We start from the raw sequence: 21,354 nt of genomic DNA on the forward strand, positions 1-21,354 counted from the left end.
GTTATAATACACATAGGAAATTGAGAAATGAAAGGGTGTAAAGAGTGAAGAAAATAGTTGAAGCTATTAATGTGACTAAAGAATATGGTGAAATGAAAAGTGTTTATAAGGCCTTAAAAGAGGTGAATTTAGATATTTATGAAGGTGAATTTGTAGGTATCATGGGACCATCTGGATCTGGAAAGACAACAATGCTTAATATTATGTCTACTATTGACAAGGCTACTTTTGGTAAAGTGATAATAGATGGTATTGATATTACTACAATTAAAAGAAATGAACTTGCTAATTTTAGAAGAGATGTAGTAGGGTTTGTATTTCAAGAGTTTAATTTATTAGATAATATGACTATAAGAGATAATATAGCATTACCTTTAGCATTAAATAATGTAAAAGTTAGTATAATAACAAAAAAAATAGATGAATATGCAAAGCTGTTAGGTATTATAAATCAGTTGGATAAATACCCTTATGAATTATCAGGAGGTCAAAAACAAAGGGCAGTTATTTGTAGAGCACTTATTTCGTCACCAAAAGTTATATTTGCAGATGAACCTACTGGTGCTTTAGATTCTAGGCTTTCATCAGAAGTACTTGAGTGTTTTAAAAATATTAATGAAACATTAAACACAACAATAATTATGGTGACTCATGAAGCAGTTGCTGCAAGTTATTGTAATAGAGTTATGTTTCTAAAAGACGGAAAAATTAACGGAAGACTGGATAGTAGCGGTAATAAAAAACAATTGTTTAAGAAAATAATAAAAATGCTTGCAGTTATGGGAGGTTCAGATGATGAACTCCTTTAAATTAGCTTATAAACTATTAAAAAATAATATGAAAATATATGGACTATATCTGACAGTACTTATAGTTACAGTTGTTACATATTATAACTTTGCATCAATAGGATATAATGATATATTTGTGGAATTAACTAAGCGTTTACAATCAGCTAAGGTTGCTAGTTACACTTGTGGTTTTGTATTAATCTTAGTAGTTATATTTTTTATGTGGCATGCTAATAGTTTTTTTCTAAAACAAAGGCAGAAGGAAACAGGACTTTATATGTTAATGGGTATAAGTTCATCTAAGATAGGAAAAGTATTTGCTATTGAAAGTATATTTTTAGGCTCATTAGCACTTGGAATAGGATTGCCAGTGGGAATATTATTTTCAAAATTATTTTTTATGCTTCTGAGTAAGGCAATGTATGTAAAAGTACAAATACCACTAACTATATCATTAAAAGCAGTAGTACAGCTAATGATTGTTTTCATAACAGTTTTTATAGTATTATCAATTAAAAATTACAGAGTTGTAAAGAAATCACAGTTAATTGACATGCTTAATGCAGCTAAAATGAAAAGTCCTACTCATCAGCTTAGTTATACAAAAGGATTTTTGGGAGTATTATTGATAATAGGTGGGTATATACTAGGTTCAAAAATAAGACAAGAAGAACTTGATTTATTGCTCACATCTATGTCAACGCTTATATTAGTATGTATTGGTACTTATTTGTTCTTTGGAAGTTTTTTATCTATAGTTTTAAACAAAATTATTAAATGCAAAAACATTACATATAAAAATGTAAGGATGATAAGTATAAATAATATATTTTTCAGGTTAAACATTAATTATAGGACGCTTGCTATGACAGCTATTTTAGCAGCTTCAACAGTTACTGCTTTTAGTGTAAGTTTGTCTTTCAAACAGTTTGCAAATGATAATGTAATTATGGAAGCACCTTATAGTTTAAGCTATATAAGTGATGATATAAATATAAGAAATAAAGTTATAGATACTATTAAAAAGTCAAAACATGAATTGGAAGGTGTAAATGATATAAAATTTTGTATTAGTGATGTAGAGTATATAAATAAGGATAAAAAAGTTGATTATAATAACCAAGCTATAATAACAAGTTATTCACAAATAGAAAAGACTTTGACATTTTTAAGTTATAAAAATAATGAAAAAATACTAGAAAAGATTAAACCTAAAAAAGATGAGGTAACATTTATTTTAAACGCAAAAACAATAACATCTCCTATATTTGTAAGAGGTGAAATGGTAAAGGTAAATAATAAAAGCTTTACAATAAGAGAAGATATAAAAGTGCCATTCATAGGTAGTGCTACTTCACTTGCTGGGACAAACATCTATGTCTTAGATGACAGTCAGTATAAAGAATTAAAAAAAGATTTAAAAGAAATAAATTTTAATGGAGTCAAGATAACAGATAAAGATGATAGTGAGGAGTTAATTAAAGATATAATTAACATAGTGCCCGATGGAAGTAAAAATGTAAACACACGAGTAAAAGAATATGTATGGGAATATTATGCATTAGGTATATTTTTTTTCTTAGGGTTAATTATGTCTATAGTATTTGTACTTGCAACTTTTAGTACTTTATATTTTAAAATTATGGGTAATGCTCTTATGGACAGAAATCAATATACAATGCTAAAAAATATAGGTATGAGTAAAAAGGAAGTAGCTAAATCTGTTAATTTACAGATAAGTATAGAATTTATTTTACCTGTTATTGTAGGTATATTTCACAGCATAGCTGCAATGAATATGTTAGAGGAAATTATGAATGTTACTTTTACATTACAACTGATGTGGGGTATAGGTTTGTTTTTAATTGTTATTGTTATATTTTATTTAGGTTTAAGTAAGAATTATACAAAATTAGTTTATGGAGAATAGTCAAATCTGCTATAAAAAACAATCTAGCATACTATATATTAAACATATTTACAAATATATAATATATGCGATAATAAAAGTGGGTGATTGTTATGAAAAAAATACTTGTTGTTGAAGATGATACTGCATTAAATAATGGAATAGTATTGTCTTTAAGTCAAAATGACTTTGAATTTAGTAAAGCATATACAATAAAACAAGCAAAAGATTATATAAATAAAATAGATTTTGATTTGATTATTTTAGACATCAATCTGCCTGATGGCAGTGGTTTAGATTTGTGCAAACAAATTCGCCAGACCTTGAGTGTACCGATTATTTTTCTTACAGCAAATGATATGGAAATTGATGTTGTAACTGGATTTGAACTTGGTGGAGATGATTATATTACAAAACCGTTTAGCTTAAGTATTCTAAGAGCAAGAGTAAAATCACTTCTTCGAAGGACAGAACAGCTAGTTAAATCAAAAAAATATGAATATGAAAATTTTATATTCGATTTTGATAATATGAGTTTTCATAAAGGTACAGAGGAAATAATATTGAGTAAAACAGAGCAGAAACTGTTAAAAATTTTAGTGGAAAATAAAAACAACGTATTAACTCGTGCAATACTTGTGGATAAGATTTGGACTGATGGAGCAGAATATGTTGATGAAAATGCTCTTTCTGTGACAATAAGAAGACTGAGAAATAAATTAGAGGATAGTCCAAATAAACCAAAGTATATCAAAACGGTATATGGAGTAGGGTATTCGTGGATAGAAAAACCTTTAGAAAAGGACTTAGTATAAAATGAAAAAAGATAAATTATCATTTGCTTTGGTTTACGTAAAATTTGGAATTGTTTATATTTTAGGCACATTAGTTTTTGTTTACTGCTCAGAAGACATCTTTTTATCAATTATATTTTCTATCTTTGTAAGTGGATTAGTTTTAATGTTTGTGCTGGCAGTAAGAAAGAGAATAAGGGCTGTTATAAAAAGAATGGATGATATGGTTGATAGTGCAATCAATAATGAAGAGTTTGAAGTGTCTTTTAATGATAGAAACATATCAGCTCTTGAAAATAGACTAAGCAGGTTTATAAGTATTTCAAAAACTGTTTCAAAAGAAAGAGAAAAGGAAAAAAACAAGATAAAGAGTTTAATATCAGATATATCTCATCAAACCAAAACAGCTATGGCAAATCTACTATTGTATTCACAGCTTTTACAGGAGCAGTCATTATCTATAGAGACTAAACAATTAGTAAATGAGATATCAGCTTCATCGGAAAAACTTAATTTTTTAATACAAGCTCTTGTAAAAATGTCTCGTTTAGAGACAGGGGTTATTAATACAAGTGTGGGTCTATCATCAGTTTATGAATTACTCCAAAATGAAGTATCAGAAATAAAAAACAAAGCTGGTAGCAAAAACATAACTATTGATTTGACCTGCTATAATAGTATAAAGGCAGTGTTTGACAATAAATGGACAGGTGAAGCTATATACAATATATTAGATAATGCAGTAAAATATACTGAAGATGGTGGAGAAATTAAAGTATCAGCAGTACAATATGAGATATTTACACGCATAGATATAAGTGATAACGGTATAGGTATAGAAGATCAAGAAATAAACAATATATTCAAACGCTTTTACCGCTGTAATAATGTAAGTGAATGTAAAGGAGTTGGAATAGGATTATATCTTGCAAGAAAGATTATTTCAATGCAAGGAGGATATATTAAAGTTAAATCAAAACCCAAAATGGGATCAACATTTTCTGTGTTTTTACCAAATAAAATTTAGGGACAAATCTTTTTTTATTAATTTGTTAATTGAGTTTACTATTTTTCTTAATTCTTTCATTACTGTTAGATTTCAGAAAGATTGTGGAAAGAATTAAATGTTATAGTTTATACATACATTGAGATGTGTGTATAAACTATTTTTGTGGAGGAAATTAAAATGACAATATTGAAAACAAATAATCTAAAAAAATACTATAGCAAAGAACCTAATATTGTGAAAGCGCTAGATGATGTTTCATTAGAAGTGAAAAACGGGGAATTTGTAGCGATTGTAGGAACATCAGGAAGTGGTAAATCAACTTTACTGCATATGCTTGGAGGACTTGATAGACCAAATTCAGGTAATGTAATAGTTGATGGGAATGATATTTTTTCATTAGAAGATGATGAACTTACAATTTTCAGACGAAGAAAAATAGGTTTTATATTTCAAAATTATAATCTAGTACCAATGCTAAATGTTTATGAGAACATAGTACTGCCAATTGAGCTTGATGGAAATAGAATAGATCAAGAATATGTTGACCAAGTTATTGATACTTTAAAATTATCAGAGAAGCTCAATAACTTACCTAATAATCTTTCAGGAGGACAGCAGCAACGTGTAGCAATAGCAAGAGCATTAGCAGCAAAACCTGCGATAGTTTTGGCTGATGAACCAACCGGTAATCTTGACAGTAAAACAAGTCAAGATGTTATAGGTCTTTTAAAGACAACAAGTAAAAAATTCAACCAAACAATAGTTATGATAACGCATAACGAAGAAATAGCACAGCTTGCAGATAGAATAGTGCGAATAGAAGATGGAATAATTGTAAGTAAGGTGGTTGAATAAAATGCTTGAAATTGATAACAAAAAAATCATGAACAGGCTGTCAAAAAGAAGCCTTAAAAACAATAAAATGAGAAATATTTTTGTAATCATTGCAATTGTACTTACAACTACTTTGATGACAACTGTTTTCACGTGTGGAGTAAGCTTCTATAAAACATACGATTTTCACGCAAGAATGGGAAAAGGTGTTGATAGTGATGGTGATATCAATGGTGGTTTTGATCAATACGAAAAAGTCAAAGAACATGATGAAGTTAAGAAAGCAGGGATTCTATGTGATTTAGCTACTTCTTATATTCGTTCAAAAGAAGTTACAGGGAATAGAATTTATTTAAAATATGCTGATAGTTCACTTTTTGAAATGAACTATGTAAAACCTATAGAAGGAGATTATCCAAAAACAAGTGAAGATATATTAGTTCCAACGTTCTTTTTAGACTTGTTTTCTATGCCTTATGAAGTAAATCAAAAAGTGTCTTTGAATGTACCAATAACTGAAGATGGTAAAGAAATTATTAAACCTATAACATTTAATATATGTGGATATTATAAAGCAGTAATACCTCCTACATCAAATTATGGTGAAATATTCACAGATTTCAGTTTTATAGACAAGTACAATCCTCAGCTTCCAAAAGGTTTAAATGAAATTAATATACAAACAAAATCACTCAATAGTTTTTCTTCATCATTTGAAGCAATGGAAATTTTGGACAAAATCTCAAAAGATGTGGGAGGAACAGGTATTTCTATATCTCCTGATTTTTACAATGCATCAAAACTTAGCGATTCGATAACTATGCTTGTGCCTATTTTGGTTTTAGCGCTTTTGGTAGCTCTATGTGGATATTTTTTAATTTATAATATTTTTGACATTTCCGTAATAAACGATATTCAATTTTATGGACTTTTGAAAACAATAGGTACAACTAAAAAACAAATAAAAAAATTAATTAGAAAACAAGTGATAATTTTATCAATAACTTCTATTCCTATTGGTTTAATCATAGGTTATTTAATTGGGATTAAGTTTGCTCCTATGGTAATTTCAATGACGACTTATAAAGATTTTATGAAGCTATCAAAAAGCCCGTATATATTTATAATATCTTCTATATTTGTATTTTTAACTATATTAATAAGTTGTAGAAAGCCTATGAGGATGGCTTCGCAAATTTCACCTGTTGAAGCTGTGAAATATGCAGGAGATATAAGTAAAAAGAAAGTAAAAATAAACAAACGAACAAAGAAAAACAATATTTATAGAATGGGTTTTGCAAATGTTCTTAGAAACAAAAAGAAAACCCTAGTAACAGTAATTTCTATTTCTTTGTCATCAATTATTTTTATAGTAGTTTGTAATGTTACAATAGGTTATGATGAATACAAAATATCTGATAGATATAGTCAATCAGATATCTCAATATATCACCATACAGCAAAGTGGCATCAAGAAGTTCCTTATAAACCTATAGATTATAAATTATATGAAGACATACAAAAACTAGATATTGTCAATAAAGCTGATATCTATTATATGGGTAGAACTTATCCTGATTATAAGAATAGAGGCGATATAAGAACAGATTATTTTTCAAAAAGTGAACTTAAAAATAAAGGATTATTGAAAGAAGAAATAAACAGTATAATGAAAGCTCGTAACGGGTATTATTGTGATTTATTGAATGAGAAAGGAAATGTAGCAGTATCTACTTTGGGAGTTCCAGCAGAAAAAATTGAAACAGAAATTAAAAATTGTGAAATACTAAGTGGTAATGTTGATAAAGAAAAATTCAAAACAGGTAATTATATTATATTTCAGTCACCAAATGATTTTTATCACGAATCAGATGTAGGCGGTAATATAATAAAAGCAGGAGATAAATTAGATTTATCGTTTTATGATTATGCAAGAGATATTTATATTGATAAAGAATTCACTGTTATGGCAGTAATAGAATCTCAGGATATGTTTGGTCAATATAATATCATGAATAAAGATAGTATAATTTTATCAAACAAAGCATTTCAAGAAATATATTCAAACTACAAAGAGCAAATTTTAACTATAGAAATATATACGAAAGAACATCTATCGAAGCAGGATGTTGACAAAATTGAAAGACTTATTAGGAGTACAGGTAATTTTCAAATTGAAATGGAATCAAAATATGAATGGCTACAGAATTTTATTGAAGAAAAACGTGCAATAAGCATTATGGGGTACAGCTTGTCATTTATCATTGGTTTTATTGGCATACTTAATATGATAAATACTTTAATTACAAGTATCTTAATGAGAAGACGTGAGCTGGCATCTTTACAGAGTATCGGTATGACAAAAAAACAGCTCAAAAGAATGTTTTTAGCAGAGGGAGGAAGCTTATCACTATTATCACTTGTCACAATATTGCCTGTGAGTTTGTATTTATCTATAATGACCGCAAATTCTTTGATGTTTTCGGGATTTAATTTATTGATATATTTAATCTCACTAATAGGTATTTGTTTGTTGTTATTTATTTTATCGATAACTGTAGCAAGTATAATGATAAAAAATATTACAAAAGAAAGCATAGTTGAAAGATTGAGAATTACTGAGTAGATATAACTAACTAAATAAATATTCAAAACAGATACTATTTACACTAGTATCTGTTTTTTTAGACAATCATAAGGGACGGTTCATTTTGACCAAAGATTCATTTTAATATAAATACAATTTTAAAAATTAAAACATACTTAATTAAAAGTCTATCAGAATTCAAAATACTATTATTAAAGTAACATAATTAATAAATAATACATAATTTATATTAGGCAAAGTCATAGCAAAGAGTTTGACAAAAAGTTAATTAACCAAAAGGAGGTAAAAAAATGGCAGATAGAATATATGCATCAGTAGTTAACCAAAAAGCAGTAAGCCAAGTTGAACTACAAGTATTATCATTAGTAGCAGCACAATTGATTAATTTGATGGAAGCGCAATTTGGATTTGCAGCACAAATTGAAGATGATGATGTAGTAGATATTATTTAAGAATAAAAACAAAAAACTATGACTAAAGGGAGGTAAAAAAATGGCAGATAGAATATATGCATCAGTAGTTAACCAAAAAGCAGTAAGTCAAGTTGAACTACAAGTATTATCATTAGTAGCAGCACAATTGATCAATTTAATGGAAGCGCAGTTTGGATTTGCAGCGCAAATTGAAGATGATGATGTAGTAGATATTATTTAATAAATATCCTCCAGAATATTTAGGGAAGGAGAGACTTGAGTTGAAAATTGGGTTCTATAAGGACGGATTAAAAGTTAATTCAAAAAAATTCAATCCCTTAAATGTGGCATTTAAGGGTCATAAATTAGAAACAGATAAAGAGTATAAACCTTTAGAAGCTTCAGAAGTTCTAGAAACATTTAGATCTATTAGTGGTCAAAGAAATACAAGACAAGATAAAATAAATGCATTAAAACAGATGATTGATAAGATGAATATGTAATATAAAAACATAGTCACTACCATTATGGGAGTGGCTATGTTTTTAAACAGAGAACCCTTATCCAAGTCTGGTGTAAATCGAAGTGAGTAGGATTTTAAAGTTATGCAAGTTCACTAGTGAGATTGAGTCCTAATAATCTATTAACATTTATATGATAGATTACATACAATATTATGTAGGAGAAATTTATATGTATAGAGGTGATGTAATATTGAGTAAGGAAAAGAACAAATCCTTCAAAAAAAAAAATGATGTAATGATGGGGGCTAAAATTGTCAATCAATTAAATACTAACCAGCAAACAAATATGACACTTTCTGCTTATTGTGTAACAACACAAAATAGCTCTACAGTAAATATTAATTGTGGATAGAGGTGATAGAGGACATGAATACGCAAAATCAATGGATAAAAATAAAAATGAAAAAGAAAAACAAGAAGGTACCTTCAGAAATACAAATAAATACCGATGGTGTTGTATATATAGATGGAGAAATTTATGATGAAAGTACTTCTAAATATGCAAGAATGAGTATAGATGTTGATAATCACAATAGAATTAATATAGGAGAAGAAACGCAAAAAATAATTGAAAGTAGGGAAAAGGCTAAAAAAGGGGATGTGGTAACGATAAAAGATATTAAAGGTCCTGACAGAACTGAAAGTACAACCGTAAAATTTTAATTGGTACTGGAGGAGTTGTTATGGTAGAAAAAAAGAATTCAAGTAGTCAAAATGTTGAATCAGATTTTCAATATGAAAATGAAGAACTTGATAATATTGAAAGTAAAGTAGAAGAAGAAAAAAAAGAGAGAAAGGTTTTTATGAATTACAATAAAGAAGGGGAGTTTGAAATTAAAATTCATGAAAGAGAAAATATAAATCCCTTCGAATTATTAGAAAAGCTGAATCGAGTACAAAGTAATGAGAAATTATCAAGTAAAGAAAAAAATAAACTAGTAAATAAAATTATGTCAAAATATCTGAGGTGATGGTTTTGAACAATGCTATCTCATCTATGAATCTTAATCTTTCAAATCAAGCTAATACTATTAAATCGGAACAAGTAAATTTGTCACAATTCAACTTTTTTGTGATACTTGGTCTTGAATACTTATATGAACAGATTGAAAATAATAGGGAAATAAAAGGAATTCCTATTGACATAAGCATAAAAAAATCTGGAGAAATGACTATAAATGGTCTGGATCAAGATTTAATTGATGATAATAATATTCGTATCTATTCAGATAAAAAAGTTACAAATAGCAATAAGTAATTTTTTATTAATAGTGCAGAGAGGAGGAAGTGTTTTTGGAAAATGAAGAGAGTAGTAAAATTAACTATGAAGATGAAAATGTAGAAAATGAAATAAAAAATATGATAAAAGGTGGAAAAGGTTCAAGTTATAATTTTTTAGTAAATGCTTCAAATCAAGCCAATTTGGTGAATACTTATAATTTATCACCTCTTCAATTGAATTCCATTTTTGTGTTAATTTCTCCCTATTACATTGAAAATTTTAATATAGAAGATTTAAATATAAATGTAAAAATTAATGAAGAAGGTATTGTTTGGTTGAACGATAAAGAATTTAAAACTTTGGAAATAGAAAAAGGAGTAAAAGTATTTGGTATTGTCAAACAAGAATAGGTGGTGTGATAAATGATTTGCAAAGAATGTAATGAAATAGAAGTTATAAAAATATATAAGAAAGAACATGTAAAGTTTAAATGTAAAAATGGGCATGAGTGGTATGAGCATTATATTGATCAGGGAGGAATTCATCAAAGACCTAAATCCTACAAAGTGAAAATAGAAGATATATTATTTCCAAGTGAAAAAGCTTTATATAAAAAAGTATTAAGAGAAATAAGTAAAAATCCAAGTTTTTATACTTCTTCAAATCCTACAGAGATTGTTCAGCATTTAATAAATAATTGCAAATTAGATAAAGAAAAGATTTATAAATTATTTAAGAAGATTACTCTTTATAACGAAAAAAAAATTAGCATTGAGTAGAATGGAGGAAAGATATCATGGAACTTAATACTAATAAAAACAAAAAAGTAAATATTCATCATACACAATTTACCGGTCTTATTCTATCAAGCACTGATGACTTTGAAGAAAAGCTACAAAAGATTAATACAAAAGAAGAAAAAAAGATAGAAGAAGAGAATAACGTAAAAAGAGATGAAAAGATAGAAGAAGAGAGTAACGTAAAAAAAGATGAAAAGATAGAAGAAGAGAGTAATGTAAAAAAAGATGAAAAGATAGAAGACAAGATTAATGCAAAAAAAGATGAAAAGATAGAAGATAAGGTTGATATAGAAAACAAAGATGATGATGATCAGATTGAGAGAGATGAGATTTTTATAAGCAATCCTTTTGATGAAATTTTGAAATTATATTCGATACATGAAAATAGAAATGAAAGAAATAAATAGTAAGGATAAATTATGTACCTAAGGGATGATTTGGAGTGATCCTTTTTTATTATAATTAAGTTAATTTATATGTAAAAGAACATATTGAGTTGAGTAAATTAATGTGATAATCAAAATTAATTATCCCTATTTAATATTTTGTCTAATTAAATTGTTACAAAAGATAGTATAGTTTAGAGAATAAAAACTATAAATAAACATATATAAAAAAACAGGCACTGCATAGCTTAGTGCCTGTTTTCAATTTTAACTTTATCTATGGCGACAAAATTACAGATTGCTAATTTACCATATTATACTATAAAATTATTATATTATAACATCATCATTCAATAACGTATTCAACTATCATGATTATACCTTTAACTTCAAGTCGCCTACTTCTATAAGTGGGTTTTTATGTATAAAAAAGATTACAATATATTTAAATTTTTTGCTTTTCATATTTAGATAATTTTATTAATTTAAAATACTTGCTAATTAAGTGAAACTATGTTAACATGAAATTAATACAAACGTCCGAATTAATAAACCGAGTTTTGGGGTATTATGCATAAAGGGGGTAAAAGTTATGTATAATTATTTAGATATGGTATTGTATTTTTCAATTTATGCCTTTTTAGGATGGTGCTTAGAAACAACTTATGCTAGTAAGAGAGCAAAAAAATTTATTAATAGAGGTTTTTTAACAGGTTTTTTTTGCCCAATATATGGCTTTGGTGCTGTAATAATCATTCTATCGTCACAATGGGTTAGTAATGTTTGCGATAATCAATTTGTATCATTAATTGTTAGTATAGTTCTTTCGGTTATATTGGTTACAGTACTTGAATACATAACAGGATATATTTTGGACAAAACTTTTAATTATAAGTGGTGGGACTATAGTAAAGAAACTGCAAACCTTCATGGATATATTTGTGTTAAATATTCTGTTCTTTGGGGCTTATTAGCATTATTACTTGTTAATACTGTACATACTGTTGTTTCAGAAATAATCTTACCTATACAGATTCTAACTAAAAGCTATATTGTAAATTTTCTAATGTTTTATTTTCTAATTGATATTATTAAATCAGTAATAGATGCTTTGGATTTAAGAGAAGTTATTCAAAACTATTCGAATTTTTCATTGATAAAATATCATGAGAAAATTATTGAACATAAAAGATTTTTTCTAGCATTTCCTCATTTAAGAATTTTAAATGAAGATATAAAACATGGGAATGTAATGAGTATTTTAAATGATAGAATGGTTAGAATAAAAATTAAACTAAAAAGTAGGTTTTTATAGAATTTGACATGAGATTTTGATTATTTTATAATGTATTTGTTTGTACGAATTGTTTTAAAGGAGTTTATTATATGAAAAATGAATTTGACCATATGAGTCAATCTCAAAAAATACTTAATGCAGCTTTCAAATGTATATCTTCGAAAGGCTATGCGAATGTATCGTTACGAGACATTGCAAATGAAGCAGGTGTAGTATTAAGCCAATTAAACTATTACTATAAAAATAAAGAGGGATTATTTACAGAAGTGGTGAAAAAGTTAGCTGAGCAATATCTCAATGAAATTGAAGATATATTAAAAAAAGGTATTGCAGAGAAGAAAAAGCTATCTTGTCTAATAGAATATTTTCAAGAGATGTTAAGAAAAAAACCCGAGTTGTTAAAACTTTTATTCGATCTAATAAGTATGTCTTTTTGGTCAGCATCACTTAAAAAAATTCTTAGCAACTTTTTTAATGATGTAACACAATTAATTGAAAAATATATGGATAACTTTTCAAATAAAGAAGAATTTAAAAATTATTCTCCAGCTACATTGTCCAGAATGATATCAGGAGCACTGTTTGGAACTTCTGTTCAAGTAATTTTAGCACATGGAGAAGACGATATGATAGATTCTTTATCAGCTATACAAGCATTATTTCAATAAAATAATCATTTGATAATAAAATTTAGAGAAAATTGATTAATAAAAAAGGGAAAACTTACAGAATTGATATATAAATTCTGATGAAAGTTTCCCTTTTTTATATAATGGAGTTTAAAAAACTTAAATTGCTAAGTTTTGGTCATATAAACATATATAGTTGAATAAATATACAAAATTTGTTATAATACATACGGTAAAGATAACTATAGATAAAAGGTATTTAAATCATTTATTATAACAATAGCTAATACGCTCATTTTAAATAGTTACCACTAACATAGTAGAAATATGGTAGTGGTAATTAATATGGCTTTTTTAAAAAGTTATAGATATAAACTAGAAATATTTAAAAAAGCAACTTATTAGTGTTCAAACAAGGGTTTTTACATTCTTTATAATCTGTAGGAAGTTATAAACTTTAAAACAACTTAATAATTTTCTTATATAGATTTCAATAAAAGGTTTTGTTCTATATTTTGCATATTATAATAATTGGTACATAGAAAATAGGAAAACCTTTTCGTGGAATATGAAAATAAATAACCTAGTGCAAAAGTACTAAATTTTAAAAAACACAAAAAAATAAAAAATACTACAAAATATTACATTAATGCGTGATAAAATATTCCAGGGAAGGATAATAAAATTTATTTAGTTTTAGCATTGATTTCTATCTTTGTTTTTGGAGGTAGTATTTTTGTAGTGAAAATGTCATCCTCTGCAAAATTGAGAAGAATCAATGTTTACATAATTTAGAAAATCATGAATAAAAGAAAGGGGAGAAAGTATGAGAGAAAAAAGGATTTATATTCTAGTTATTGTTTTTTTATTACTTTTTAGTACAATAGCATTTGCACAAGATTATATAGCCCAGCCTATAGGTAGAATTGATACAGATGGAAACAGTTTGGTATGGGCAAGCTATGTAAGTGGCGAGTGGTGTGTTTTTCATGCGGATTTATCTACAGGAAAGCAAAGTCAAATTACTTTTGGAGATTTCTCAGCTTCATATCCATCTATATGGGGAAATAAGATAGTCTGGCAGGAGTATAGAGATGAAAAATTTGATATTTACCTTTATGACATGGATAGCAAAACAAGTAAAAAAATATCGACTCTTGAGGGGAACAATATAGAATCTCTTATAAGAGGAGATTATATCCTATGGGCAAACCAAAATGATGGATATAAAAATATAGTTATATACGATATGAATACTCAAAAAGAAGAAATAGTTACTACAGAAATTTTGGCATGTGGTATAGATTTTGACGGAGAATATGCAGTATGGATGGATGGAAGAAATGGAAACATGGATATCTATGCATATGACATACAAAATAGTGCTGAAATCAGAGTAACATCAGATATGGAAGATGAAAGCGATCCCAAAATATCGGAAGGAGAAATAGTATACACTACAAGATACGGTGGAACAACTCATCTTCATAAATATGATATAGAGGCGCAAGAAGACAGCAAGCTTACAGCAGGGGATGAGGAGCATAATCTTTTAGCATTTTCAGCTGGACAAATAATTATGACTGAAGGAGACGATGTAATACTTAAAGATACAGACACAACAGTAGAAACAGATATAAAAACTATCGATAATAAAAAGCCTAATAAGACATTCCTAAATGGTACAGATATAGTATGGTTGAGTGATACAGGCATAAAGACTGATAATACTAATGATGCAATAGACCGAGCTGATGAGACTCCAAAGGAAGAAAATCCAAAGGAAGAGAATCCAAAAGAAGAAGTTCCAAAGGAAGAAGCTCGTCACTCAGAAAAAAGGAGTAAAGAGGAATCAAATGAATCAACTTTCTCGGTAGTGCCTGGAGATGATAACCTGTTTGAAATAGAAAAAGATAAAATAAAAATATTGATAAAAGCAGATGAAATATTATCTGAAGGAGAAATAAGGTTTGACGAAATAGATATGAATATACAAGACAGTGATTATTCCTTGAAAAGCAAGATATATGAGCTAAACATGGAAGAAAGCAATACACAAACAAAAACAGCAACTCTGTTAATATCCTATGGAAGCTATAAAAACGGAAACAAATTAAGGGTATACAGCATAGAAGACAAACCAAAAGCATTAAAACTTAAAAGAAATAAAGAAAATCAAACTATTTCAGTTGAAATACAAAATGGAATGAAAATAGCTTTAATGGCACATGAAAAAGAATATTCAGATATACAAAAACATTGGGCAAAGGAAACTATAGAATCAGTTGCAGCACAACAGATGATAAGTGGATACAAAGATGAAACAATAAGACCTGACAACACAATCACCAGAGCAGAATTTATGAAAATACTAGTTAATTACTTTGCGAAGGGAGAAGAAGCTATAGGAGAAGGTTTTACAGATATTTCGGAACACTGGGCAGAAAAAGATTTAATAATAGCAAAAAATAAAGGGTGGATAAAAGGCTACGATGGAAAAGCAGCTCCAGACAATAAGATAACTAGAGAAGAAATGATTACGATTCTTATGAGAATATCTGCAGAAAATATTGAGAAAAAAGAAGTTGCTATGGAGGATTTTGCGGATTATTCACAAGTAAGTAAGTGGAGTAAAGAATCGATAACAAAAGCAATAAAAGAAGGCATAATACAAGGGGATAACAAAAACATCAAACCAAAATCAAATGCAACAAGAGCAGAGGCTATTACAATAATCTATAGATTTTTAGACAATAGGGGTAACATTTAGGAAAGGGGGATTAAATATGAGGAAGAGTAAAAAAATAATCGCATGTTTATTAGCGTTTATAATGACTATATTAGTACCACTTAGTCCATTATCGCAAAATTTCACAGCAAATGCAGCATCATCAAAGATATTTGATATAAGTCCATCAAAAATAGATATTGGAGAAACAGTAACAATAAAAGTATTGCTTCAATACACACAAAAAGCAGATGTATACGTTGAGGATTCAAGTGGGAAAAAAATAAAAACCATAGCCAATAATGTAACAATTGGAGGGTACGATGGTACCTATGAAATTGATGCAGATGGTAATGTAGTAGTAATAGGTGATGATATAGCCAAAAATCCAGACATATTCACTTGGGACGTCAATGAAGTTGAAGATGGAAAATATACCATCGTAGTCATGCCAGAAGAGGAATCATTTAAGCAATACGCTGATAGAGGAAGTATTTTTGTAGGAAGCGGTGCATCTGGTGGAGGATCCTCCGCTCTAGAAGTAGATCCTAATCTCAGCACTGGTGAATTCAATTTTCATGGCTATATAGAGTCTGGAGAAGACGAAGATCAAAAAGTAGATAAAGACGATTATAGAAAAAGGGTATATATTGATACTGAGAGTGTAGAACTTATTGTTGATGGTCAAAGGTATAAAGCGTCAGTAGAAAGCGATAACTGGAACGTTACTCTAACTAAGCCAATAACACCATATAAAAAAGTAGAAGTAACAGGTAAAAAAATAAATGAAATAACAATAGAAGAAGAGTTTCTTATAGAAAAAGAAGTTCCCGATGGAACCGATGAAGAAGGAAACCCTATATTTAAAACAATATATGAATGGGAAGAAGAAACCAGTACTGAAGAAGAAACTATTGAATTAGATTCTCTAAATATAGCAGACCATGTTACAAGAGAACTAGATAGGATTGTATATATTTCAGTAATATATTTTGATTCGATAAAAAATATAGCTGATATAAGAAGTGCTAATGATAAGAATTCATCATGGAACCCAGAACATGGAAATCATATTTTAGTAGTTGAACCAAAAGGTGTTTTCTATGATGTAGATAGTATTAACTATAAGGATCTTGATGAAATTGTTAGAACAGAGTATGCAAAAATAAGTAAAGACCCTGTAGACATAATGTCAGGAAACTATATTTACAGACATAAAGATATAGAAATTGCAGGGGCATTCCCTATTGAATTTAGCAGATGGTACAACTCAAGGGACAACTATAACGGACTTTTAGGTAGAAACTGGCATACAAGCTACGAATACAGACTATGGGAAAAATCAAATGAAGTAGAAGTAGTATTTCCTGATGGAAGAAGGATTAAGCATAACTATTCAGGAGGGAAATATGTACCTGCACAGGCAGGAGAATATGACAAACTAGAAAAAACAAATGGACAGTTTATACTAACAAGAAAAGATAAAACTCAATATACATTTAATAGTGCAGGAAAAATAAAAGAAATAAAAGACAGTAATGGAAACATAACAAAATTTGTTTACAAAGAAGACTTCCTAGCTGAAATCAGAACAAATAGCGGTTATGTAACTATTGACTATACAAATAAAGGTCTGATAAGACAAATAAGAGATAATACAGGAAGAGTAGTAAAATACGGATATAATAACAGCAATGAACTTACTAAATTCACCTATGCAAACGAGGAAAGTATACTTTATGATTATGACAGTAATTCAAGACTTACAAAAGTAACAAGTCCTAATAGAAACGCAGGGGTAACCAATGAATACGATAGCCAAGGCAGAGTAGTAAAACAGACATTCCCTGACGAAACTATAATGCTATTTGATTATGATACAGCAAATAATAAAACAACAGTAACAGAAAGAAATGGACAAGTTACTACATATTATTATGATAATAAATATAGAGTAACACAAGTAGAACATGCAGACGGAACAGAACTTTATTCATACAATGCACAAAATGAACTTGAAAACTATACAGATAAAGCAGGAAGCAAAACTTCTTACCAGTACGATACAAGGGGAAATATAACCGAAATTGACAAGGATGGAGATAAAACATACCTTGCATATAATGAAAATGATAAAATAACAGGGGTTACAGATATTAAAGGAAACACAACAACATATGCATATGATACCAAGGGGAACCTAGTTAGTGAAACAGATGCAAGAGGCAATATAACAACATATGCATATAATACAAAGGGACAAGTAACACAAATATCAAAGTCAGATGGAAGCACTACAAAAATAGCATATGATGATAAAGGAAATATAAGTAAAGTAACAGATGCAAGAGAAAATAGCAAAGAATATGAGTACGATAGCTTAAATAGAGTTATAGCAGTAACCGATAGAGAAGGAAACACAATAAAATACGAAAACAATGAAGAAGATAAAATATCAAAAATAACATACCCAGATGAAACATATATAAGCTACGAATATGATGAAAATGGTAACATAACAAAATATACAGATCAAAATAGCCATAGTGAAAGCTATGAATACGATAAATTAGGAAAAATAACAAAAATAACAGACGTAATGGGATACGTGACCGCATACCAATACGATAGTATGGGTAATCTCATAGGCGAAACTGATAAAAGAGGAAACACTACTACATATGCCTATGACCAATATAACAATCTCATAAACAAAACAGAACCAGAAGGAAATATAACATATTATGAATATGATAATAACTCAAATTTAACAAAAGAAATAGACCCTAGAGGAAAAGAAACAACCTATCAATATGACATAAAAGGTAACCTAACAAAGATAACAGACCCATATGGAAATGTAGTGTCATATGAATATGACAAGCTAGGAAAAGTTGAGAAAATAACAGACAAAAAAGGAAATGTAATAAGTTATAACTACGACCCTTCAGGAAACGTAGTAAGTGAGATAGATAAAAATAATAACCAAATAACATATGAATATGATTCCTTAGGTAGACTTACAAAACAAATTGACCAACTAGGAAGAACAGGACTATTTGGCTATGACAAAGAAGGTAATGTAACAACAGCTACAGATGCACTAGGTTATACACAGAAATACGATTATGACGGTGAAAGTAGAATAACCCAAATAACAGACAAAAGAGGAGCTGTAACAAAATATACTTACGACAAACTAGGAAGACTGACAAAAATAACAGATGCAATAGGAGGAGAAAAGAACCTCTCATATGATGAACTAGGTAATATATCAAGCATAAAAGATGAAAGAAGAAATACAACAACGTTTACCTATGATAAACTAGGAAACCTAATAGAAGAACAAGACCCATATGGAGAAATAACAACATATGAATATGATGAAAACAATAACCTCACCCAAATAATTGACCCAATGGGCTATAGCATGTCATATGCATATGACAAAAATAACAGAATAGCAAAAGTAACAGACAAAGAAGGAAACGAAACAAGCTATACTTATGATGGAGCAGGAAACATAACTACAGTAACAGACCCATTAGGAAGAACAACAAAACTTCAGTACGATGACTTAAGCAGAATAACAACAGTAACAGATAAAGATGGAAAAACTATAACATACACATACGATAAAGAAAATAACATTACATCAGTAATAGATAAGATGGGAAATGTTGTATACTATGAATATGACGCAGTAGGAAATATAATAAAAGAAACAAATCAAAGAGGATATCAGACAAAATACACCTATGATGCAGTAGGCAATCTTTTACAAAAAACAGATGCAAAAGAAAACAGTGTAAAAATAGACTATGACTTGTTAGGTAGAATCAGTCAAGTAACAGACGAAGAAGGAAACATAACAAGCTATACCTATGATAAATCAGGAAATATAACCCATATAACAGATGCTCTAGGAAATACAACAGAGTTAACCTATGACCTATTAGAAAGAGTAGAAAGTAAAACAGATAGAGATGGAAATATCACAAAATATAACTATGATGCAGTAGGCAACATAACAAAAGAAACAAATGCGAGAGGATATGTACAGGAGTATGACTATGATAAAAATGGTAACCTCAAACGAAAAACAGATGCTAATGGAAACGAGACGGAATATGTATATGACAGTATAGGAAGAATAACAAAGATTGTAAATCCCGACGGAACAAAACAAAGATTTACATACGATAAAGAAGACAGAATAAAAACAGTAACAGATGAAAATAAAAACACTACAGAATATACCTATGATGCAATAGGAAACTTAACAAAAACAACAGATGCTGAGGGAAACAAAACATACTACACCTATGATGAAATGGACAGGCTAGTAGAAATAGAAGTAAAAAATAAGATAACTACAATGTCAATAGATGCAGAATTACTAACCACAGATGAAGAAGTAACTGGTGATAATATCGAAGAAGACTCAACAAAACTAGAAGAAGAAACAACTAATACACAAACAGAAGATGCAGAGATGCTAACAACAGATGAAGAAGTAACTGGTGATAGTATCGAAGAAGACTCAACTAAACTAGAAGAAGAAACAACAAATACACAAACACAAGATACAGAGATACTAACCACAGATGAAGAAGTAACTGGTGATAATATCGAAGAAGACTCTACAAAACTGGAAGAAGAAACAATAAACACACAAGCAGAAGATACAGAGATACTAACCACAGATGAAGAAGTGATTGGTGATAATATCGAAGAAGATTCTACAATTCAAGAAGAAGAAACAACTAATGCACAAACAGAAGATACAGAGATACTAATCACAGATGAAGAAGTAACTGGTGATAGTATCGAAGAAGAATCTACAAATCTAGAAGAAGAAACAACTAATGCACAAACAGAATATGCAGGAATACTAACTACAAATACAGAAGTAATTTGTGATAATATCGAGGAAGACTCTTTAATTAACGAAGAAGAAACAATAAATACACAAACAGAAGATACAGAGATACTAACTACAGATGAAGAAGAAGCTGAGAATGATATCGAAGAAGAATCTACAATGCCAGAAGAAGAAACAACTAATACACAAACAGAAGATACAGAGATACTAACTACAGATGAAGAAGAAGCTGAGAATGATATCGAAGAAGAATCTACAATGCCAGAAGAAGAAACAACTAATACACAAACAGAAGATACAGAGATACTAACTACAGATGAAGAAGAAGCTGAGAATAATAACGAAGAAGAATCTACAATACCAGAAGAAGAAACAATAAATACAATGACAGAAAATATAGAGCCAATACCACAAGAAATAAACATGGAAACAACAATAGAAGAACAAATAACCATCTACCAATATGATGACAGAGGACTAATAAAGAAAGTAATAGACCCACTAGGACATAGTGAAAGCTATACC

At 28.8% G+C, this 21,354-nt stretch carries 20 protein-coding genes; all 20 read left to right on the top strand.

What is annotated here, in order from left to right; genetic code table 11:
• Positions 1–44: 44 nt before the first annotated feature.
• Positions 45–809 (top strand): ABC transporter ATP-binding protein, encoded by a 765-nt coding sequence (locus AYC61_RS10000; RefSeq protein WP_066501002.1) that lies wholly within the window; start codon positions 45–47, stop codon positions 807–809.
• A complete protein-coding gene (locus AYC61_RS10005) occupies positions 796–2,721 on the top strand; it encodes an FtsX-like permease family protein (RefSeq protein WP_066501007.1) in 1,926 nt (641 codons plus the stop codon). The genes AYC61_RS10000 and AYC61_RS10005 overlap by 14 nt, the downstream gene beginning before the upstream one ends.
• A 92-nt stretch (positions 2,722–2,813) precedes the next feature.
• Positions 2,814–3,515 (top strand): response regulator transcription factor, encoded by a 702-nt coding sequence (locus AYC61_RS10010; RefSeq protein WP_066501010.1) that lies wholly within the window; start codon positions 2,814–2,816, stop codon positions 3,513–3,515.
• 1 nt (position 3,516) lies between these two features.
• Positions 3,517–4,521: a sensor histidine kinase gene (locus AYC61_RS10015; protein WP_082759897.1), complete on the top strand. Its 1,005-nt coding sequence runs from the start codon at positions 3,517–3,519 to the stop codon at positions 4,519–4,521.
• A 159-nt stretch (positions 4,522–4,680) separates the two neighbouring features.
• Positions 4,681–5,358 carry an ABC transporter ATP-binding protein gene (locus tag AYC61_RS10020; RefSeq protein ID WP_066501012.1) on the top strand — a complete coding sequence of 226 codons (678 nt, stop codon included), beginning with the start codon at positions 4,681–4,683 and terminating at the stop codon, positions 5,356–5,358.
• Position 5,359: 1 nt separating this feature from the next.
• A complete protein-coding gene (locus AYC61_RS10025) occupies positions 5,360–7,963 on the top strand; it encodes an ABC transporter permease (RefSeq protein ID WP_066501015.1) in 2,604 nt (867 codons plus the stop codon).
• Positions 7,964–8,235: 272 nt separating this feature from the next.
• Positions 8,236–8,397 (top strand): hypothetical protein, encoded by a 162-nt coding sequence (locus AYC61_RS21680; RefSeq protein WP_202906826.1) that lies wholly within the window; start codon positions 8,236–8,238, stop codon positions 8,395–8,397.
• Between the two features lie 40 nt (positions 8,398–8,437).
• The gene (locus AYC61_RS21685; RefSeq protein ID WP_202906826.1) at positions 8,438–8,599 is read left to right on the top strand and encodes a hypothetical protein; all 162 of its coding nucleotides are present in this window, start codon (positions 8,438–8,440) and stop codon (positions 8,597–8,599) included.
• A gap of 40 nt (positions 8,600–8,639) precedes the next feature.
• Positions 8,640–8,861, top strand: coding sequence for a hypothetical protein (locus AYC61_RS10030; protein WP_066501017.1), 222 nt, complete (start codon positions 8,640–8,642; stop codon positions 8,859–8,861).
• A 190-nt stretch (positions 8,862–9,051) separates the two neighbouring features.
• A complete protein-coding gene (locus AYC61_RS10035) occupies positions 9,052–9,234 on the top strand; it encodes a hypothetical protein (protein WP_066501020.1) in 183 nt (60 codons plus the stop codon).
• 14 nt (positions 9,235–9,248) lie between these two features.
• A complete protein-coding gene (locus tag AYC61_RS10040) occupies positions 9,249–9,545 on the top strand; it encodes a hypothetical protein (RefSeq protein ID WP_066501023.1) in 297 nt (98 codons plus the stop codon).
• A gap of 20 nt (positions 9,546–9,565) precedes the next feature.
• Positions 9,566–9,853 (top strand): hypothetical protein, encoded by a 288-nt coding sequence (locus tag AYC61_RS10045; protein ID WP_066501025.1) that lies wholly within the window; start codon positions 9,566–9,568, stop codon positions 9,851–9,853.
• A gap of 5 nt (positions 9,854–9,858) precedes the next feature.
• Positions 9,859–10,140, top strand: a complete 282-nt coding sequence (locus AYC61_RS10050) for a hypothetical protein (RefSeq protein ID WP_066501027.1) — start codon at positions 9,859–9,861, stop codon at positions 10,138–10,140.
• 35 nt (positions 10,141–10,175) lie between these two features.
• Positions 10,176–10,514: a hypothetical protein gene (locus tag AYC61_RS10055; RefSeq protein WP_242866775.1), complete on the top strand. Its 339-nt coding sequence runs from the start codon at positions 10,176–10,178 to the stop codon at positions 10,512–10,514.
• A 12-nt stretch (positions 10,515–10,526) separates the two neighbouring features.
• Positions 10,527–10,883: a hypothetical protein gene (locus tag AYC61_RS10060; protein ID WP_066501035.1), complete on the top strand. Its 357-nt coding sequence runs from the start codon at positions 10,527–10,529 to the stop codon at positions 10,881–10,883.
• A 17-nt stretch (positions 10,884–10,900) separates the two neighbouring features.
• Entirely contained in the window at positions 10,901–11,311 is a 411-nt protein-coding gene (locus AYC61_RS10065; RefSeq protein WP_066501043.1) for a hypothetical protein, read from the top strand.
• Positions 11,312–11,882: 571 nt separating this feature from the next.
• The gene (locus tag AYC61_RS10070) at positions 11,883–12,605 is read left to right on the top strand and encodes a putative ABC transporter permease (RefSeq protein WP_066501047.1); all 723 of its coding nucleotides are present in this window, start codon (positions 11,883–11,885) and stop codon (positions 12,603–12,605) included.
• Positions 12,606–12,676: 71 nt separating this feature from the next.
• Positions 12,677–13,255, top strand: coding sequence for a TetR/AcrR family transcriptional regulator (locus tag AYC61_RS10075; RefSeq protein ID WP_066501050.1), 579 nt, complete (start codon positions 12,677–12,679; stop codon positions 13,253–13,255).
• Between the two features lie 787 nt (positions 13,256–14,042).
• Positions 14,043–15,986 (top strand): S-layer homology domain-containing protein, encoded by a 1,944-nt coding sequence (locus AYC61_RS10080; RefSeq protein ID WP_066501051.1) that lies wholly within the window; start codon positions 14,043–14,045, stop codon positions 15,984–15,986.
• Between the two features lie 16 nt (positions 15,987–16,002).
• The coding region (locus AYC61_RS10085; RefSeq protein ID WP_156456426.1) for a DUF6531 domain-containing protein at positions 16,003–21,354 on the top strand (5,352 nt) is incomplete at its 3' end.

It is taken from the genome of Abyssisolibacter fermentans (assembly GCF_001559865.1).
Lineage (GTDB): Bacteria > Bacillota > Clostridia > Tissierellales > MCWD3 > Abyssisolibacter > Abyssisolibacter fermentans.

Excerpts from the sequence above, each read along its gene's own strand:
- AYC61_RS10065 (WP_066501043.1), top strand. The coding sequence starts at position 10,901 with ATGGAACTTAATACTAATAAAAACAAAAAAGTAAATATTCATCATACA.
- AYC61_RS10025 (WP_066501015.1), top strand. The coding sequence starts at position 5,360 with ATGCTTGAAATTGATAACAAAAAAATCATGAACAGGCTGTCAAAAAGA.
- AYC61_RS10015 (WP_082759897.1), top strand. The coding sequence starts at position 3,517 with ATGAAAAAAGATAAATTATCATTTGCTTTGGTTTACGTAAAATTTGGA.
- AYC61_RS10075 (WP_066501050.1), top strand. The coding sequence starts at position 12,677 with ATGAAAAATGAATTTGACCATATGAGTCAATCTCAAAAAATACTTAAT.
- AYC61_RS21685 (WP_202906826.1), top strand. The coding sequence starts at position 8,438 with ATGGCAGATAGAATATATGCATCAGTAGTTAACCAAAAAGCAGTAAGT.
- AYC61_RS21680 (WP_202906826.1), top strand. The coding sequence starts at position 8,236 with ATGGCAGATAGAATATATGCATCAGTAGTTAACCAAAAAGCAGTAAGC.
- AYC61_RS10070 (WP_066501047.1), top strand. The coding sequence starts at position 11,883 with ATGTATAATTATTTAGATATGGTATTGTATTTTTCAATTTATGCCTTT.
- AYC61_RS10040 (WP_066501023.1), top strand. The coding sequence starts at position 9,249 with ATGAATACGCAAAATCAATGGATAAAAATAAAAATGAAAAAGAAAAAC.
- AYC61_RS10080 (WP_066501051.1), top strand. The coding sequence starts at position 14,043 with ATGAGAGAAAAAAGGATTTATATTCTAGTTATTGTTTTTTTATTACTT.
- AYC61_RS10035 (WP_066501020.1), top strand. The coding sequence starts at position 9,052 with ATGTATAGAGGTGATGTAATATTGAGTAAGGAAAAGAACAAATCCTTC.
- AYC61_RS10010 (WP_066501010.1), top strand. The coding sequence starts at position 2,814 with ATGAAAAAAATACTTGTTGTTGAAGATGATACTGCATTAAATAATGGA.
- AYC61_RS10060 (WP_066501035.1), top strand. The coding sequence starts at position 10,527 with ATGATTTGCAAAGAATGTAATGAAATAGAAGTTATAAAAATATATAAG.
- AYC61_RS10020 (WP_066501012.1), top strand. The coding sequence starts at position 4,681 with ATGACAATATTGAAAACAAATAATCTAAAAAAATACTATAGCAAAGAA.
- AYC61_RS10005 (WP_066501007.1), top strand. The coding sequence starts at position 796 with ATGAACTCCTTTAAATTAGCTTATAAACTATTAAAAAATAATATGAAA.
- AYC61_RS10045 (WP_066501025.1), top strand. The coding sequence starts at position 9,566 with ATGGTAGAAAAAAAGAATTCAAGTAGTCAAAATGTTGAATCAGATTTT.